At 38.4% G+C, this 15,272-nt stretch carries 14 protein-coding genes, 1 pseudogene and 1 riboswitch; of the genes and pseudogenes, 8 read left to right on the top strand and 7 right to left on the bottom strand.

The features are described 5' to 3' along the window. Positions 1-161: 161 nt before the first annotated feature. The 7 genes and pseudogenes from ACLKMH_RS01120 to ACLKMH_RS01150 all read right to left on the bottom strand — a co-directional run bounded on the left by ACLKMH_RS01120 (position 162) and on the right by ACLKMH_RS01150 (position 7,096). Positions 162-1,082, bottom strand: a complete 921-nt coding sequence (locus tag ACLKMH_RS01120; protein WP_413700524.1) for an amidase family protein — start codon at positions 1,080-1,082, stop codon at positions 162-164. Continuing rightward, positions 1,083-1,997: an amidase family protein gene (locus tag ACLKMH_RS01125; protein WP_413700525.1), complete on the bottom strand. Its 915-nt coding sequence runs from the start codon at positions 1,995-1,997 to the stop codon at positions 1,083-1,085. It lies immediately after the preceding gene. Then, entirely contained in the window at positions 1,997-5,347 is a 3,351-nt protein-coding gene (uca, locus tag ACLKMH_RS01130) for an urea carboxylase (RefSeq protein ID WP_413700526.1), read from the bottom strand. The genes ACLKMH_RS01125 and uca overlap by 1 nt, the downstream gene beginning before the upstream one ends. Beyond that, a complete protein-coding gene (locus ACLKMH_RS01135; RefSeq protein ID WP_413700527.1) occupies positions 5,316-5,603 on the bottom strand; it encodes a biotin carboxylase N-terminal domain-containing protein in 288 nt (95 codons plus the stop codon). Before ACLKMH_RS01135 ends, uca begins: the two co-directional genes overlap by 32 nt. 99 nt (positions 5,604-5,702) lie before the next feature. Next, positions 5,703-6,157, bottom strand: a pseudogene (locus ACLKMH_RS01140) (DUF1989 domain-containing protein). Between the two features lie 31 nt (positions 6,158-6,188). Next, a complete protein-coding gene (locus ACLKMH_RS01145; RefSeq protein ID WP_413700528.1) occupies positions 6,189-6,341 on the bottom strand; it encodes a DUF1989 domain-containing protein in 153 nt (50 codons plus the stop codon). Next, complete coding sequence (locus ACLKMH_RS01150) at positions 6,341-7,096, bottom strand: urea amidolyase associated protein UAAP1 (RefSeq protein WP_413700529.1); 756 nt, start codon at positions 7,094-7,096, stop codon at positions 6,341-6,343. The genes ACLKMH_RS01145 and ACLKMH_RS01150 overlap by 1 nt, the downstream gene beginning before the upstream one ends. A gap of 351 nt (positions 7,097-7,447) precedes the next feature. Then, positions 7,448-7,543, bottom strand: a riboswitch (guanidine-I (ykkC/yxkD leader). Positions 7,544-8,096: 553 nt separating this feature from the next. Between ACLKMH_RS01150 and ACLKMH_RS01155 the strand changes: the two genes are divergently transcribed. The 8 genes from ACLKMH_RS01155 to ACLKMH_RS01190 all read left to right on the top strand — a co-directional run bounded on the left by ACLKMH_RS01155 (position 8,097) and on the right by ACLKMH_RS01190 (position 15,245). Further along, a complete protein-coding gene (locus tag ACLKMH_RS01155) occupies positions 8,097-8,333 on the top strand; it encodes a hypothetical protein (protein WP_413700530.1) in 237 nt (78 codons plus the stop codon). Next, on the top strand, positions 8,290-9,069 hold the full coding sequence (locus ACLKMH_RS01160) for an ABC transporter substrate-binding protein (protein WP_413700531.1): 780 nt from the start codon (positions 8,290-8,292) through the stop codon (positions 9,067-9,069). The genes ACLKMH_RS01155 and ACLKMH_RS01160 overlap by 44 nt, the downstream gene beginning before the upstream one ends. Before the next feature lie 110 nt (positions 9,070-9,179). Further along, complete coding sequence (locus ACLKMH_RS01165; protein ID WP_413700532.1) at positions 9,180-10,073, top strand: ABC transporter permease; 894 nt, start codon at positions 9,180-9,182, stop codon at positions 10,071-10,073. A 63-nt stretch (positions 10,074-10,136) separates the two neighbouring features. Further along, positions 10,137-11,045 (top strand): ABC transporter ATP-binding protein, encoded by a 909-nt coding sequence (locus ACLKMH_RS01170; protein ID WP_413700533.1) that lies wholly within the window; start codon positions 10,137-10,139, stop codon positions 11,043-11,045. Then, complete coding sequence (locus tag ACLKMH_RS01175) at positions 11,045-11,827, top strand: creatininase family protein (protein WP_413700534.1); 783 nt, start codon at positions 11,045-11,047, stop codon at positions 11,825-11,827. The genes ACLKMH_RS01170 and ACLKMH_RS01175 overlap by 1 nt, the downstream gene beginning before the upstream one ends. A gap of 151 nt (positions 11,828-11,978) precedes the next feature. Then, on the top strand, positions 11,979-13,349 hold the full coding sequence (glnT, locus tag ACLKMH_RS01180; RefSeq protein ID WP_413700535.1) for a type III glutamate--ammonia ligase: 1,371 nt from the start codon (positions 11,979-11,981) through the stop codon (positions 13,347-13,349). A gap of 209 nt (positions 13,350-13,558) precedes the next feature. After that, entirely contained in the window at positions 13,559-14,023 is a 465-nt protein-coding gene (gene nikR / locus ACLKMH_RS01185; RefSeq protein WP_413700536.1) for a nickel-responsive transcriptional regulator NikR, read from the top strand. A 256-nt stretch (positions 14,024-14,279) separates the two neighbouring features. Beyond that, entirely contained in the window at positions 14,280-15,245 is a 966-nt protein-coding gene (locus ACLKMH_RS01190; protein ID WP_413700537.1) for an endonuclease/exonuclease/phosphatase family protein, read from the top strand. Positions 15,246-15,272: the final 27 nt, after the last annotated feature.

Below are 15,272 nucleotides of genomic sequence, written 5' to 3' on the forward strand. Positions count from 1 at the left end.
TATCAGGAAAATAAAAGGTTGATTTAAATAGGATATTTTATGTCATTAAGCTTTATCTCTTCACTAAAATAACATAACAAATTGTTTTATAAATAAAAGTTAATATTTGGAAGCTTTGTAAATCTTAATACTCTTACAAAACTTCCAAATCAGGATAGCTATTAGTTTTTAGAATTCATATAAGCTTTCCAGCTTCCAAAATGAGTAATATCTTCGGCAGTTTTTATCGCATAACCTTCACAAATAAAACTACTTACCCAAGTATTATCATCTAGTTGTACTTTTCCTAAACCAAGCGGTTGTCCAATACCCTGTAAAAAAGTACCAATAGTGGAAACAGGTAAACGCCATACTTCTACTTCTATTTTCGCGCCTGTTTGATCATCGACACGAATTAAACCAGGACGGAAAGGAGGGCCTCCCGCTAGGGCATAAAATCGGTAGTCTGCTGAGGTCGAACAAGCTTTCACTAATACCCCACCACGTTCAGTTAACTGGTGATTAAGTGGAAAACCAGTCAGGTGTGCACCACATACTGCAATATCAATTTCACCAAGTTTAGCTGGCATATCTTCAGCTTGTGTATCACTGACAGGCAAAGCTTGTTTTAATGCACCTAAAGGCAATGCAGTGATCTGTTGCCATTTAGAAGCGATGCTTAATAATAAACGGTCACTAAAAGCAGGTGCAAATAAGGTAATACCAAAAGGCAAACCAGAGGAAACAAAACCCGAAGGTACCGCAATCGCCGCATAATCAAGCAAATTCATAAAGTTAGTGTAATAACCTAGATTCGAATTCAGCTGGATCGGATCATTTTCAAGCTCTGCAATTTTATAGGTTGTGCCTGCCGTTGGGGTCACAATGCAATCTACCTGCTCTAAAATGGCATCACACTCTATTTTATATGCTTGTAAACGGTACATTGCTTTAAAGGCACTCACCGCAGAATGGCCCGTTGCACCACCAATAATAGTTTCTATCACGGGTAAACACTGTTTAGGATCTTGAGTAAAGAAGGTTTCAATTGCCGCATAACGCTCTGCTACCCAAGGCCCTTCATAAAGCAATTTAGCAAGCATCTAAAAAGGGTTGAAAATTAACAGGAATGATTTCAGCACCTGACTGTTGTAATTGCTTAATATTCTCAGCAAACAAGGCTTGTCTTTCACTATCACCAAAAAGCTTAACTGCTCCTGTACAGGCAAACCAATTTTTAATCCTGACAGGTCTTTGTTCGTTTGATAATAAGCGAGACTATTATTTTCTTGATTGCTACGAGAGTAACAATCTGCGTTATCCTGTTGCGCGACAACTTCTAGTAACTGATTTAACTCAGCAGACGTATTAGCAAACATGGTGACACAATCCAAGCTTTTACAAGCAGGCACGACACCACTACAACTGAGTAATCCTTTAGTGGCTTTTAAACCAACTATGTTATTTAGAGCGACTGGTACTCGGCCAGAGCCTGCTGTATCCGTGCCTAGTGAGAAACTGACTTGCCCTGTTGCGACTGCGACTGCACTACCAGAACTTGAACCACCTGAGATATATTCAGGATCAAAACTATTATTAACCGCTCCCCAGGGGCTTCGAACACCCACTAAGCCTGTCGCAAATTGGTCAAGATTGGTTTTTCCAAGTGGAATAGCACCCGCTTCAATTAATAATTTGACCACAGTTGCAGAATCAGTCGGCTGATATTCAAAGGCTTCACAAGCGACCGTGGTAGGTAACATAGCTAAGTCTATATTATCTTTAACTGCAAAAGGGATACCGTACAAAGGTAATTCTTGAACTGTTTTTGATTGTAAATAAGTGAGCATTGTCTGTAACTGAGACTCAGAAATAGTGCTGATCCAAACATTACTTTGATCACTTTTAGCCTGTGCTAATTTAGCTGATAAAAAGTCACTTACATTTAATTCACCGCGACTAAAAGCGACTTTTAATTCATTGATTGTCATAGCTTGTGTTGTGTTTAAGTCTGACATTATAACTTCTCCAAAATCATTAAACGTTGTCCCGCATGTACCTGAGAACCTTCTTTTTGTACGACACTGATAACCTTACCATCAGCTGGTGCGACGACTTCTATTTCCATCTTCATTGCTTCAAGCACTAATAACACTTGTCCCGCTTTTACTTCTTCGCCAGGTTTTACTAGAACTTGCCAAATATTACCGGCGACATGACTATCAACTCCACGTTGCTGTGTGGTTAAAGCAACAATATCGGTTTCAACTTTAGTCATTTCTTGGGCAACAAAATTTGCTTGTCCGGTTTCTTGCCAACGTTGACGCTCAGCTTCAAAGGCTTTTTGTTGCTGTTCTTTAAAGGTCACAATTGACTCTTGGTTATCACTTAGTTGTCGCTGATACTCGGCTAAGCTAAAGGTCGTTTCTTCGATTTTTAATGGATAGTCTCCACGCGGAAAATCATGACGAATTTGGGTAAGCTCTTCACTACTCACAGGATAAAAACGAATTTGATCGAAGAAGCGTAATAACCAAGGTTTTTTGAATTCTTCTGTTTGACGATAACGATTCCACATTTGTAAGGTACGCCCAACAAACTGATAACCGCCCGGTCCTTCCATACCGTAAACACATAAGTAAGCGCCACCAATCCCCACTGCATTTTCTGGCGTCCATGTTCTAGCTGGGTTGTATTTAGTAGTCACTAAACGATGACGGGGATCTAACGGTGTGGCAACTGGCGCACCTAAATAAACATCACCTAAACCCATTACTAAATAGCTAGCGTTAAATACGATGTCTTTAACTTGCTCAACGGATTCAAGGCCATTAATACGGCGAATAAATTCGATATTATCAGGACACCAAGGTGCATCTTTACGTACTAATTCATCGTACTTTTTAATCGCTAAACGTGTTGCGTAATCATCCCAAGAGAGAGGAATGTGCACGATACGTGAAGGAACCGATAATTGGCTCACATCCCCTAATGCATTTTCAGCTTCAGCCAGCAGGTTTAATAATTGAGTTAAAGGTAACTGCAAATTATCGTAATGTATTTGTAATGAACGTATACCCGGAGTCAGTTCTTGTATGCCAGCAATATTCATACTTTGTAATTGCAACATCAGTGCATGGACACGGAAGCGTAATGCCACATCTAAAACCTGTTGACCATATTCCACCAATAGATAATCTTCACCACTAGCACGATAAACCACTTGTTCATTAAGCTCAGTTTTATCTATTTGCTTGATAATCGCGCTGGTCGGATCTTGTGTCGGTAAGGTTTGCGTGACATATTGCCCGGTTGCAATTTGCACCATTTGCTGACGTTCAAGTTGTTGTGCATCATCAATCGAAACCGCTTGGAAACGAATTTTTGCGCCTGCTTTTAGTTGCCCTATTTTCCAAAGATCCGATTTAATAATGGTAACAGGACAAACAAAGCCACCTAAACTTGGGCCATCTGGCCCTAAAATAACCGGCATATCACCCGTAAAATCAATAGTACCTACCGCATAAGCATTATCGTGAATGTTGGATGGATGCAGTCCTGCTTCACCACCATCTTCACGCGCCCATTTTGGTTTAGGACCCATTAAACGCACACCAGTACGACTAGAGTTAAAATGCACTTCCCAAGTTGCTTCAAAGAAGGCATCGATATCTTCAGGACAAAAGAAATCAGGTGCACCATGAGGACCATAAATAACACGTATCGTCCATTCATCTGTAATTTCAGGTAATAATGCTTTTTTAGTGCTAGTGACAGGTGTTGTCATCGCAGCTTGGTCAAGGTGTAAAACATCACCTGCTCGTAAAGCTCGCCCAGCATGACCACCGAATTGACCTAGGGTAAATGTTGATTTACTACCCAGATAATCAGGGCACTGTATGCCCCCTTGCACCGCTAAATAACTGCGCGCACCCGCACCAGTAATATTACCCAGCGTTAAAGTTTGCCCCGCTTTGATATCAATAATTTGCCCATGAGCGACTGTTTGCTCATCGATTGATGCTTCAATTTTTGCACCTGTAATAACAATCTGAGTAGCATGATTAAAACGTAAAATTGGGCCACTGACGGTAATTTCTAAACCGGCCGCATTTTCATCGTTATTTAGCAGGGTATTAGCAAGATTAAAGCTGACATTGTCCATCGGACCTGATGGTGGCACACCGATATCCCAATAACCTTTACGGCCAGGATAATCTTGAATTGTGGTTTGTGTTCCACCAGCTAATACATCAATTGAGTTTGGGTAATATTTAAATTGGTTGAGTGTTTGAGTCAGTAACAATCCGGCTTCAACCACATCATCACTTAATAATTGATATAAATAATCTTTGTTACTTTCTATGCCATAAACTTCACTATTTACTAAGGCTTGTTTTAAACCATTTAAGGCTTGCTCACGCGTATCGCTGTGACAAATGACTTTTGCTAGCATTGGGTCAAAGAAAGGAGATACTTCTGTGCCACTTTCTAACCAGTGATCAATTCGTAATTTACCTTGATCAACTTCTGTTGCCCATTTTACGTGGCTAATTAATCCTGCGCTGGGTTGGAAATCTTTGTTAGCATCTTCTGCATAAAGGCGAACTTGAATCGCATGCCCTTGAGCAAGCAAACCTTTTTCAAGTTCAGCTAAAGGTGCTAATGTGTTTGTCGCTAGGCTAACCATCCAGTTTACGATATCCACGTTGTAAACCATTTCAGTTACACCGTGCTCAACCTGTAAGCGAGTATTTACTTCTAAAAAGTAAAATTGTTGTGCCTGTTGGTCAAATACAAATTCTACGGTACCAGCACTACGGTAATTTACCATAGCAACTAAACGTGTTGCCGTTGAATGTAATTGATCTCTTAACTCATCACTTAAATTTGGTGCAGGACTTTCTTCTATGACTTTTTGATTACGACGTTGCGCAGAACAATCTCGTTCACCTAGGGCAATTGCATTACCTTGGCCATCACCAAAAACTTGTACTTCAATATGACGGGCTTGAACAATAAACTTTTCTAAAAACAGCGCACTATTGCTAAAGTTATTTTCACTTAAACGTTTTACCGAATCATAGGCTTGGCTTAGCTCTTGCGCACTATTACAACGTTGCATACCAATACCACCGCCACCAGCGGTGCTTTTTAGCATTACCGGGTAACCAATTTCCTCTGCTAGTTGTAACGCTTGATCAACATTTTCTAAGAGATCACTACCAGGTAAAAGAGGGACATTAGCTTGCTCGGCTAATTCACGAGCGCGATGTTTTAATCCAAATTGCAACATCTGCGCTGAGGTTGGTCCTAAAAAGACTAAATCATTTTTTTCACAGGCGAGCAACAAAATCAACGTTTTCACTTAAAAATCCATAACCAGGATGAATTGCTTGAGCACCAGACTCTTTCGCAATCGCAATGACTTTATCGATATCAAGGTAGGTTTGTTTTGCACCACCTTCACCTAACGAATAAGCATGGTCGGCCTGTGCAACATGCAGACTATCTGCATCGGCAAGACTATAAATAGAAACACTTTCAATGCCCATTGCAGATAATGTGCGAATAATACGACAAGCAATAGCACCACGGTTGGCAATTAATATTTTAGTAAACATACAATAGACCTTAACAAGGTCGGGTCGTCCCGAAAGAAAGCTGAGAGGGGTTAATAGGGTCGTCCCTATTTTCTCATTAGTGTTTTGTGAATGACTTATTTAATTCCAAACAATCATTTCAACAGGTGTTGGGTTATAAGCATTACAAGGGTTATTCAGCTGAGGACAGTTTGATAATAAAACAATCACATCCATTGTCGCTTTCATTTCTACATATTTACCCGCACCACTGATACCATCGGCAAAACTTAATCCACCTTCACTATTAACAGGTACGTTCATAAAGAAGTTAATATTATGAGTAATATCGCGCTTACTTAACCCGTATTGTGGGTTTTCAGCCACTGCTAATAACCAACTATCACGACAGGCATGCATGCATTTTTTTCAATGGCATAACGTACAGTATTACTTTCAGTGGCACAGGCACCACCTAAGGTATCGTGTCGGCCACAGGTATCTGCAGTGATTTCTAACATGACATTACCATCATTAGATAACAGCTTAGTACCCGCAGTTAAGTAAACATTACCCTGTTCGCGAATAGTATCCATTGCACTGTAGCGCTCACTTGGATCATTTGCGTTATAAAACAAAGTATCGGCAGACTTGGTTACCTTCGATATCTAAAATACGCAGTGTTTCACCTGCTTTTACAACTTTCATGTAATAATCGCCAGCAGGCACTACGTCACGGCGGATTGCTTGTTCTGCTTTTAAAGTGCTTTCAATGATCATTATTGTGCTCCCGATAGAGTAGGTGAAGTATGATGGTGAGAGTGATTACACTGGTAACGACGATTATTTTCAAAACCTCGACCATTTTCGTCACATGAGGTCATACATTCATCATCATCACTGATTGGAGCGGATTTAGTTAAGCATAATTCAGTCGCTAAATTAGGGTATTCACTAGCAGGGTTCATCGGGTGAGGACAAGTTGTTAATACCACTAAGGTATCCATTTCAAAGCGTAATTGAACTTGGTCGCCGGCTTTGCTATGACCTTCAACAAAACTTAATGTGCCTTCATCATCGGTTTTCACTTTACTGAAAATGTTAATGTTAGCGACCAAATCGCGTTTACCTAAACCGTATTTAGCCACTTCAACCAATAGACTGTCATAGCCATTTTGTAACCAAGCATTACGGTCGCTTTGGTAATCACGTGCGCCCCACTTTTGCTCTACTTTTTGCTTATTAGCAACACCACCAACACTATCAATCCATTGAGTATCATCATGAATAATAGAGCAGAAAATACGCCCCATATCTGAATACAAGCAATGCCCTTTAGTCAGTTTAAAAGTGTGCTGACATTTTAAAGTATCAGGCGCATTATAACGTTCTAATAGGTTATTTGGGTTATAAAACAACATAGAAACATTACTACCACCTTCAGGATCAGTTAATGTTAATGTATGGCCCGCAGGAATAACCATTGACCAGTGACTTGCACCGGGAATGTGTTCTTTATAAAGTGTTTCTTGCATTTTTCCTCCTAGTTAAAATATGACTAATTGTGTGATTTTATTTTTAAAAGCTGTAATTTTATGGCTTAAATTACTTTAAATAGAAACGCTAACTAAACGTGTTATTTTTTAGGAAATAATATTAGGGAAATATTTGTTTAAATATCAGGCTAACGGATAAAGCACCTAAAGATGATATTGCATACAATTGAGGTTTAAATTGAAAAAATTCCCTAACTATTAAGGTTAGAACTTCGCAGGGTGATAAATTAAAAATAAGGTTTTTAATATTGGATATAGAGGTGTTTATGATGAGCTTCATTATTTTCTCCTTAGTTACACTTTCAAAGCATGATCGACGAATAACCTATCATCTCCCGGGCTTTTATCCCTCCGTGTAACCTTAGAAAAAGGTCGACAACTCTCGGACCAAACACTGAAACAGCTGGAACCCTAGATGTCTATTTGCAAATTTTAATATTATTACTAGTTATAAATTAAGCAAAATTAACGCCAACTTATAAAAAATAACCTCTTGATTTAATTAAACTATTAAATTCAAATTTTAATTAGTCAGCACTATTATGAATCTTATTTAGCAACTTTGCACCATTATGGGCACTTTATAAAAAGTACGACGCGGATGAATTTGACTAAAATTTTCAAGCGAACAAGAAAAATTTTCTCAGATGCCCCAACATGGATCGACTTTATTGATTATTGCACTATCAGGACGCATTGAATAGGTAATATTGTACTTCTGCTTATTGTTCATATCAAACAACATAGCAATATTTACTTATTCTTATTTATTAGATTTATATTTAACGAAATGCTTGTAAACACTCTAAAACTCTACTTTTAAATTTCTCAAAACAAAAAAAACTGATATTCAAAATGATCATCAAAGTACAATTTTCACAATAAAAATTTCCTTTGGCACGTAACATGCTTCTTTGGTATTACGAAAATAAAAAATCGTAATACTATCTTTTATGTGAATATGACCAAGGAGTATCAAATGATTAAACGAATAATGACAACTTGTATCGCAGGTCTTACTTTAGCTTCATCCGTTTTTGCTGAACCTCTAAAAATTGGTTATAGCGACTGGCCAGGGTGGGTTGCTTGGGAAATTGCAATCGAAAAAAATATGTTTGAAGAGGTTGGTGTAGAAGTTGAATTTGAATGGTTTGACTATGTTGCAAGCTTAGATGCATTTGCAAGCAGGACAATTAGATGCAGTCACAATGACTAACGGTGATGCGCTAGTAACAAGTGCTACTGGTGCACAAAATGTGATGATTTTGATTGATGATTATTCCAACGGTAATGACATGATTGTGGGTGCTCCTGGTATTTCAACTATTACAGATTTAAAAGGCAAAAAGATTGGTATTGAAATTGGATTCGTCGAACACTTGCTATTACTTAACGGTCTAGAAAAAAATGGTATGACAGAGAAAGACGTTGAATTAGTTAATGTACCAACTAATGAAACACCTCAAGTACTCGCTTCTGGTCAGGTTGATGCCATTGGTGCTTGGCAACCAAACGCAGGCCAAGCGCTAGAAATGGTACCTGGGTCTAAGCGTATTTACTCTTCAGCAGATGAACCCGGCTTAATTTACGATGTATTAGCAGTGACACCTTCTAGCTTATCTCAGCGTCGAGATGATTGGATCAAAGTGCTAAAAGTATGGGATATGGTTGTTGCATATTTAAACGATGAAAAAACGCATGATGAAGCTGTTTCTATCATGGTCGCTCGTGTTGGTATTTCCCCTGAAAAATACCAAGGTTTTATGGAAGGCACTAAAATTCTGAGCACAAAAGAAGCATTAGCATATGCCCATAAAGCAGATGGATTTAAGTCAATATACGGTTCAAGCAAAATTGCGGATGATTTTAATGTTGCCAACGGAGTATACCCAGATCCTCAACCAATCGATTCATATATTGATATGTCTTTAATGAATGAAATAAATGAATAAAGCATGAGTTTAAGCAATAGTTAAAAACATTTTCTATTGCTTTATTAAATATTTTTTATCCCTTTAATAGACCTTTATTATTGGGATTTAAGCAGGCTAGGGAAAAGAATATGTCGCTGTTTGCCGTTAATAAACAACTACCACCACGTAGTCGCTCATCTGTTGCATTACTCAGTTTTTTAGTGCCCATATTACTTTGGTGTGCAGTAAGTTACTTGCCTTTTGTATGGCACCCACAAACGAAAATCACAGAACCGGGATCAGTGAGCTATTTCCGTAGTGACATGTTAGTTGACAATAATATTTTTGAAAGTGAAAGCCTAAAAGCGGAAGAGTCAGAAAAAGCATTACCAAAGGGTATTCCGGCAAACCCAGTTTATTTGCCAGCCCCACATGAAGTTGTTAGCGCTTTTTACACAGCCTTTACAACAGAGCCTAAACGTCGCAGTGAAAAATGGCTACATGAAAGCCTTTGGAGCAGTATTCAAGTCATATTTTGGGGATTTTTAATATCATCAATCGTTGGCATCCCGCTTGGTATTCTTGCTGGTACCTATGATTTTTTCTCTAGATTATTTGAACCATTTATAGAGTTTTTCCGTTATTTACCTGCGCCAGCATTTGGTGCCCTAGCTGTTGCCATTTTAGGTATTTATCAATCACCCAAAATAGCGATTATTTTTATTGGCACATTTTTCCAACAGGTTTTAATTGTTGCGAATACTACGCGAAAACTTGACCCCGCTTTACTAGAAGCAGGACAAACATTAGGTGCAAGCAACCGCTCAATGTTATTTAAAATAGTAATACCAGGCATATTACCTGACCTTTATAAAGATACACGTATTCTTCTTGGCTGGGCTTGGACTTATTTAATAGTTGCTGAGTTAATAGGAACCAGCTCAGGAATTACTTGGTTCATTACGCAACAAGCTCGCTACAAAAATTTTGACAACGTATTCGCAGACCATAATGATGATTGGTATTCTCGGCTTAGCCATTGACTTAATACTAGCTTGGTTTGGTCGTAGATTGTTTCGCTGGCAAAAAACGCAATAAGGGTACATATGACGAATATAAGCATACCTAATTACAAACAGCAAAACGAAGCCGTAAAAGATCGTTTTGACCGTTTAAAACAACGACCAGTAACAATGGAAGTTAAAGGTTTAACCAAAGAGTTTAATACTAATAATGGCAAAGTCACCGCGCTTAAAGATATTAACCTGAGTATTTATAAACGTGAATTCGTTTGCGTGATTGGTCCATCGGGTTGTGGTAAATCGACTTTAATTAGGATTTTAGCAGGATTGGAAAGCGCAACATCAGGACAAGTGTTACTAGACGGAAAAGAAGTGACTAAACCAGGCCCTGAGCGTGGAATGGTTTTCCAAGGTTATACCTTATTTCCATGGTTAACCGTGAAACAAAATATTATGTTTGGCTTAATTGAAAGTGGAGAAGGCAAAGATACTGCGGAAGCAAATGCAAGGCAATGGGCCGATTTAATTGGTTTATCAAAGTTTGAAAACCATTATCCTAATCAGCTTTCAGGTGGGATGAAACAACGTGTTGCAATTGCACGAGCACTCGCTAACCAGCCTAAAATTTTATTAATGGATGAGCCTTTTGGCGCACTCGATGCTCAAACTCGCTCAAAAATGCAGGCTTACCTGATGGAAATCTGGAAAAATATAGATATCACCGTATTTTTTATTACTCATGACTTAGATGAAGCGGTTTATTTAGCAGATAGAATTTTAGTACTCAAAGCAAATCCGGGAGAAATAGAAGAATTAATCGAAGTTCCGGTTCCACAACCTCGAAATGCAGAACAATTTTTATCGCCTGAATTTTTAGCAACTAAACAACATATCGAAAGTCTTATTCATCCCAAAACGGACAACGATGATGATGACCACATGAATTTAGTCAGAATGGTAAATGTAAAATCTGATGTAGGGAGTGTCTTTTAATGTTTGATCTAAATAATATGACTTGGGAAGAAGTTGCTGATGCGGTTCAATCTGGTATTCAAACAGCAGTATTGCCAATTGGTGCAACAGAACAACATGGCCCACACCTGGGTTGTGGTATGGATACCGCAATCGCTCATACTCTTTGTAGCGATGCGACCGAAAAATCTCCAGTCATTCTTTTGCCTACATTACCCTATGGTTGTTCAATCGGGCATTCCAAACGCTGGCCGGGCACAATGGCATTAAGCCCTAAAACCTTAATAGATGTTATTTGTGACTTAGGTGAATGGATTCAATCTGCCGGTATTCGTCGATTAATTATCGTTAATGGTCACGTAACCAATGAAGCGCCACTAAGATGTGCTTTAGAAATGTTACGAGCAAAACACGATGGTTTTATGGTTGCAATTGCTAATACCGCACAGCTATCCGACCGTGTTAAACAAGCTCATTTTGAAGATGGCGATGACTGGCATGCTAATGATGCAGAAACAGGTTTAATGATGGCCTTACATCCAGAAATAGTAAGAGAAGACAAACTTAATGTTGCCGATGATCCAGACCGAACTGATGATTGTGTTTTTAGTCATCCAGTCAATCGTACCAGCCTTAATGGGACAACAGGAAAACCATCAGTAGCAACTATTGAAAAAGGACAACAATTATACCAATGGATGTTAACAGACTTAACTAGCCTTCTAAATAAAGCAGTTAAAGAGGAATCACCACTTGACCGAAGTTACCACCAGAGTGTGCTGTCTGGTGATTTCAACCAATAAGCGTTGATTTAAATTACAGCACGTAAGAATCTAATCTCCCGGCGAAAATATGAGTAGATACTCTTAAATAAATGTATTTACTCGATGATTTTTCGGCTAGCCGCCCTAACGGCTCAGCCGGGTCAATATCATTGAACATAAGGAAAACAACATGATTGAGACCAAAACAGACTCAGAAATTGCAACAATTCAAGACGACCTTAAAAATAAAGGTGTTAAATATTGTATGGGAACCTTTGTGGATATCCACGGTATTCCTAAAGGAAAAATTGTTCCTTTAGATCACCTTCGACAAATGGCAAATGGCTCAGAACTTTATACCGGTTATGCGGTAGATGGCCTCGGACAAGCGCCTAATGATGATGAAATTGCTTCTGTACCAGACCTTGATCATATTATTCAACTACCTTGGCGACCTGAAATTGCATGGATGCCTGCAGACAATACATTGTATGGGAAGCCTTATGAGTTAAATACTCGAGTATTATTAAAAAAGATATTAAAACAAGCAGAAGAAATGGGTTTTGGTATGAATTTAGGTATTGAGCCTGAAATTTTTCTACTCAATAAAAATGAAGATGGAACACTGAGCATTCCAGATCCGGAAGATAAACTAAAAAAATCTTGTTACGATACTCGCGCATTTTTAAGCAACTATAAATGGGTTGATCGCATGGCTAGTAGCATCAGTGACCTAGGCTGGGGTTTATACTCTTTTGATCATGAAGATGCGAATGGGCAATTTGAATTTGATTTTGATTATGCCGATGGTTTAACAACCTGTGATCGCTTTACTTTCCTTAAACTAATGGCTAAAGAGTATGCTCAACAAGAAGGGTTAATGGCAACCTTTATGCCTAAGCCATTTGCTAACAGAACAGGTAATGGCGCTCACTTTAATATGTCATTATTTGATATAAAAACTGGAAAAAACCTATTTCAATGTAGCAAAGAAGAAGATCCTAATGGATTGGGACTTACAACACTTGGTTACCAATTTATCGGTGGCATCCTTAAACATGGGCCTGCTTTATGTGCGGCTTTTGCACCAACAGTTAATTCATATAAACGATTAGTTCGTCAAGGTGATATGCCTTACTTTACATGGGCACCGGTATTTAACTCATTTGGTTCGAATAATCGTACTAATTCAGTCCGTGTACCAATGGGAGGAGGTCGTTGTGAATCCCGAAATGCAGACGGTGCAGTTAACCCGTATTTAGCCGCCGCATTAGCTTTAGTCGCTGGCCTTGAAGGTATTAAAGAAGGACTTGATCCTGGTAAGCCACAGGAACAAAACCTTTATGAGTTCACTGAGTCTGAGCTTAATGAAAAAGGCATTGACTTTTTACCTCGCACTTTACAAGAGGCAATACAAGCATTTGATGCAGACCCGTTTATTGAAGAAGTCTTAGGCAAAGAGCTAAAAGATGAATTTATAAAATACAAGCAACAAGAATGGAATGAATACCACCTTGATGTCAGTAAATGGGAAATCGAGCGTTACACTAACTTGTTCTAGTATTTAGTTAACCTAACTCGGAATAATGGTAACGCCACAGATGTGAATGCCCTTCGGTTATTTTTTCATTTTATACAATGTCGCCTTGTTTAATCCGAGCTGAGATTAGTTAATAAAATAATAGGGTGTCTAGTAATCTAGACACCTTCTATATTGCAGATCTGATATACTCAAACTAATGTATAAAACATGGTATAAAGGAGTAAGTAATGAGCAAAGAGAAACTCAGTCGTATTAGTATTTCATTACCAGAAACACTTCTCGATGGATTGGATAAAATGGTCAGCGAACGAGGCTTTGAAAGTCGCTCGCAAGCTATATGCGACATGATTAATCTACAACTCAATGAGCACAAAGCAAAACAAGGCAATGAGTTGATGACAGGAACAGTCAACCTCATGTACAACCATGCCACCCCTGAACTTCAAAAAAAACTGCATGATCTACAATTTGAATTTATAGACGAAGTTATATCAAGCTTAAACGTCAACCTAACCCACACGAATACCCTCTCGATTATTCTCGTTCAAGGGCCTGCAGATAAACTTAATATGATCGCAAATAAAATGATTAGCCTTCGCGGTGTTAACTACGGAAGACTACTTTTAAACTCGTCTATTATTCCCCCCATTCATCCATTTCCTCATAAGCGCCAGGCAAATTCGCCTGACTAATAAATATCAATTCCTAATCTAAAAACAACAATAAGGTACATAGTTATTATTGACGTCATACAATTATACTGGCTCCTAGATACCAACAGATGAATTGATGTTAATAAATGAGACAGTCCAACACATAAAACGGATAGTAAATTGAAATACTAACAACTTTCTTCATCAGCAAAATTTATTCCCATGACTTTCTATGTCATGCTGTATAGTTACTAGCACACATATCATTGAGGCATCGCCATGCCAAGGAATTAGGATGTTTGAAACTGTTATTAGCTTACTGACGTTTATTATGCTCTGTGTAACATTAGCGCCTTTATTATCCAGTAATCATTGGTTATCGAGAGTCTGGGAGTTTCCTCGTGTACAAATAGCGGTACTTACTATCAGTCTTACTATCGTCAGTTTCTTTCTTGCTTCTCCTATTATAACCGCCCTGCTTGTTACTATTAACGGTTTGATGTCTTTGTATCAAATCATTTGGATACTACCTTATACAAGACTTTATCCAGTACAAGTAAAAAAAGCAGTTACACCTTATCAGCAAACGATTAAAATAATGACCAGCAATGTGCTAATGACCAATCACTCTGCTGATAAATTAATTAACCTAATCAAGATACACCAACCGGATCTAGTGGTAACTTTAGAAACTGATCTATGGTGGGAAGAAGCATTACAATCTATTCATGTTGATTACCCACATCGCGTGAATTGTGCATTAGATAATTTATATGGTATGCACCTTTACAGTAAATTTGCTTTACAAGATGTGCAAGTATCCTTTCTCGTTGAAGCAGATATTCCATCGATACATTGTTATTTAATATTAAAAAATGCACATAAAATAAAATGTCACTTCCTTCATCCCGCACCACCAAGCCCAACTGAAAATACCACCTCTACTCCTAGAGATAGAGAGTTACTCATTATTGCAAAAACAGTTAGGGATAAAACAGAGCCCACCATTGTCACTGGAGACCTCAATGATGTTGCTTGGTCACCGACAACACGATCTTTTAGGAAGACTAGTGGACTTAAAGATCCAAGGATAGGCAGAGGCATGTTTAATACATTTCACGCCAGTTATCCTATTTTACGTTGGCCTCTAGATCATATATTTCATAGTGAGCACTTTCAATTAGCCACAATACAAAGAATGCCTTCTATCGATTCAGACCACTTTCCTTTACTTAGTGAGTTGGTTTATATTAATAAATAGTATCTACTCAGGTCGTCGCTATTTAAG

The organism is Psychromonas sp. KJ10-10, from assembly GCF_047323245.1.
Classification (GTDB): domain Bacteria; phylum Pseudomonadota; class Gammaproteobacteria; order Enterobacterales; family Psychromonadaceae; genus Psychromonas.

Excerpts from the sequence above, each read along its gene's own strand:
- glnT (WP_413700535.1), top strand. The coding sequence starts at position 11,979 with ATGATTGAGACCAAAACAGACTCAGAAATTGCAACAATTCAAGACGAC.
- ACLKMH_RS01145 (WP_413700528.1), bottom strand. The coding sequence starts at position 6,341 with ATGATCATTGAAAGCACTTTAAAAGCAGAACAAGCAATCCGCCGTGAC.
- ACLKMH_RS01190 (WP_413700537.1), top strand. The coding sequence starts at position 14,280 with ATGTTTGAAACTGTTATTAGCTTACTGACGTTTATTATGCTCTGTGTA.
- ACLKMH_RS01120 (WP_413700524.1), bottom strand. The coding sequence starts at position 1,082 with ATGCTTGCTAAATTGCTTTATGAAGGGCCTTGGGTAGCAGAGCGTTAT.
- ACLKMH_RS01165 (WP_413700532.1), top strand. The coding sequence starts at position 9,180 with ATGTCGCTGTTTGCCGTTAATAAACAACTACCACCACGTAGTCGCTCA.
- ACLKMH_RS01135 (WP_413700527.1), bottom strand. The coding sequence starts at position 5,603 with ATGTTTACTAAAATATTAATTGCCAACCGTGGTGCTATTGCTTGTCGT.
- ACLKMH_RS01125 (WP_413700525.1), bottom strand. The coding sequence starts at position 1,997 with ATGTCAGACTTAAACACAACACAAGCTATGACAATCAATGAATTAAAA.
- ACLKMH_RS01155 (WP_413700530.1), top strand. The coding sequence starts at position 8,097 with ATGATTAAACGAATAATGACAACTTGTATCGCAGGTCTTACTTTAGCT.
- ACLKMH_RS01170 (WP_413700533.1), top strand. The coding sequence starts at position 10,137 with ATGACGAATATAAGCATACCTAATTACAAACAGCAAAACGAAGCCGTA.
- nikR (WP_413700536.1), top strand. The coding sequence starts at position 13,559 with ATGAGCAAAGAGAAACTCAGTCGTATTAGTATTTCATTACCAGAAACA.
- ACLKMH_RS01160 (WP_413700531.1), top strand. The coding sequence starts at position 8,290 with ATGCATTTGCAAGCAGGACAATTAGATGCAGTCACAATGACTAACGGT.
- ACLKMH_RS01150 (WP_413700529.1), bottom strand. The coding sequence starts at position 7,096 with ATGCAAGAAACACTTTATAAAGAACACATTCCCGGTGCAAGTCACTGG.
- ACLKMH_RS01175 (WP_413700534.1), top strand. The coding sequence starts at position 11,045 with ATGTTTGATCTAAATAATATGACTTGGGAAGAAGTTGCTGATGCGGTT.